The sequence below is a fragment of the Bacillus sp. AP50 genome (genome assembly GCF_040492675.1).
In the GTDB taxonomy this organism is placed as follows: domain Bacteria; phylum Bacillota; class Bacilli; order Bacillales; family Bacillaceae_G; genus Bacillus_A; species Bacillus_A cereus.
The window spans coordinates 1-1,980 of record NZ_JBEUTW010000654.1; the positions used below are offsets into that span (position 1 = coordinate 1).

Genomic DNA, 1,980 nt, shown 5'->3' on the forward strand with positions numbered 1-1,980 from the left:
TGTATAAGAGACAGAGATTGGGTTATTTGAATTAGGAATAGGCTAATAATCCATACATAATATACAATTGGTAATTCTCCTGAGAATAGAGAAATTAGAAAGTTTAATACTGTCCTTAAAATTTCAATCATTACGAAAGTCCTCCTACTTGTTCAACTTTATGACATTAGGAATATATGAGTCTATCATTTTATAATCAGGTTCATTAATTCAAACTATTTCTAATTATTCCATAATAAGGAGTTCATATCAAGTTGTTATCTTTTATGGCGTGTATTATTTGTTCACTAATATAAAAAGAGCATTCGAAATGATAATACTAGAAAAATAAAAGTAATTTGTAATATAATTGAAAAAGTATATTTAAAAATCAATGTTAATATTACCCTCCTATAAGTATTAACATACGTAATTGAGGTGTTTTCTTTGTTGTTTTATGACCGGATTTCTATAATGGCCCCTCCTGTTCCGTAGCTTAGGAAAGTCTTTTTACTTCTGAGATTTTCAAAGTTATAGGAGGGTATGAAAAATGAAAAAAGTCTCAGTACCATCACTTTTGTTAATGATTGTTTTTGTCGCATTTCCGCAAATTAGTGAAACGATTTACACACCGTCGTTACCTGACATTTCAAAGGCGTTACATGTAAGTAATAATGAGGTGCAGTTAACGCTTAGTGTGTATTTTGCTGGATTTGCTTTAGGTGTATTTTTTATTGGATGGCTATCAGATATAATTGGCCGTCGCCCAGCAATGTTATTTGGAATTGTCGTATATGGCGCTGGGAGTTTCTTGTGCTTTATTGCAAATTCCATTGAAGTTTTATTGGTAAGTCGTTTTATTCAAGCGTTTGGAGCAAGTGCAGGATCAGTTGTGACGCAAACGATTCTTCGTGAAAGTGTAGAAGGGCATAAGAGGCATGTTATGTTTGCTCAAATTTCAGCAGTCATTGCTTTTACACCAGCGATAGGACCGTTAATTGGTGGCTTTCTTGATCAAATGTTTGGATTTAAAATAGTATTTTTAAGTTTAGTAGTTATGAGTATCGGTATTTTTCTGTATACGTTTGTTTCTCTTCCTGAAACAAAAACGGGCTCAGTAACGAATAAAATAAATGTATTTTCAGTCTTGAAGAGGTTAATTACAAATCCAAAAGTGGTAACATATGGGCTGTTAATTGGAGGAGCAAATGGTGTTTTATTTAGCTATTACGCAGAAGCGCCGTTTATCTTTATTGAATATTTTCAATTATCGCCTAGTATGTATGGATTTCTAGGAATTGTTGTTGCGTCTGCTTCTATTGTTGGAGCGAAAATTTCAAAACGTTTACTTGCTACTTATAAACCAGAGAAAATTATATATATCGGTTGTCTCGTAATGACAGGAGGAGCTATCCTTTTATCTGTTATTACGTTTGTTGGATCAAATCCGAATGTAATATATATGGTTGTATTTTTAATAGCAATGTTTATATTGTTATTAGGGATTGGAGTAGCGTTACCTAATTGTTTAAGTTTAGCGTTAGTAGATTTTCAAGATGTCATTGGTACAGCTGGTGCATTGTTTAGTTTAGGGTACTATGTAATTGTAACGATGACAATTTGGGGAATGAGTCAGCTGCATACAGGCTCGTTAATGGTGATGCCACTTTATTTTCTGGTTATAGTAGTTATAATGGCAGTGTTTACTAGGGTGTTTATCTTTTGTAAGCAAACTTCGAAATCGATTTAAATATAAAATCATAAAAGAGTCTCATTTTTTAATGAGACTCTTTTATATTTTATCCCGTTGTTTTGAGGCAGAAAGGTTTCTGCCTCAAAATTTGGCTGGGGTAAAGAAGTTAGTAGTTTATTAATATATTAAATTTCTTATTGGTATATGAATCGAATGTGTGGGAAATTACGTTATCAACTATAAAGGTTGAAGTATTTGAGATATGAAACCGAGGAAGATAGCATCTCCTCGGTTATTTATATTGTAAT

Annotated in this window: 1 protein-coding gene and 1 pseudogene; one reads left to right on the plus strand and one right to left on the minus strand. The window is 32.4% G+C overall.

The window, feature by feature from the left end; genetic code table 11:
* Positions 1-131, minus strand: a pseudogene (locus tag ABWK52_RS29890) (DUF5823 family protein); the annotation flags it as partial.
* Between the two features lie 398 nt (positions 132-529).
* Between ABWK52_RS29890 and ABWK52_RS27970 the strand changes: the two are divergent.
* Positions 530-1,729 (plus strand): multidrug effflux MFS transporter, encoded by a 1,200-nt coding sequence (locus tag ABWK52_RS27970; protein ID WP_098341063.1) that lies wholly within the window; start codon positions 530-532, stop codon positions 1,727-1,729.
* The last annotated feature ends 251 nt before the right edge of the window (positions 1,730-1,980 follow it).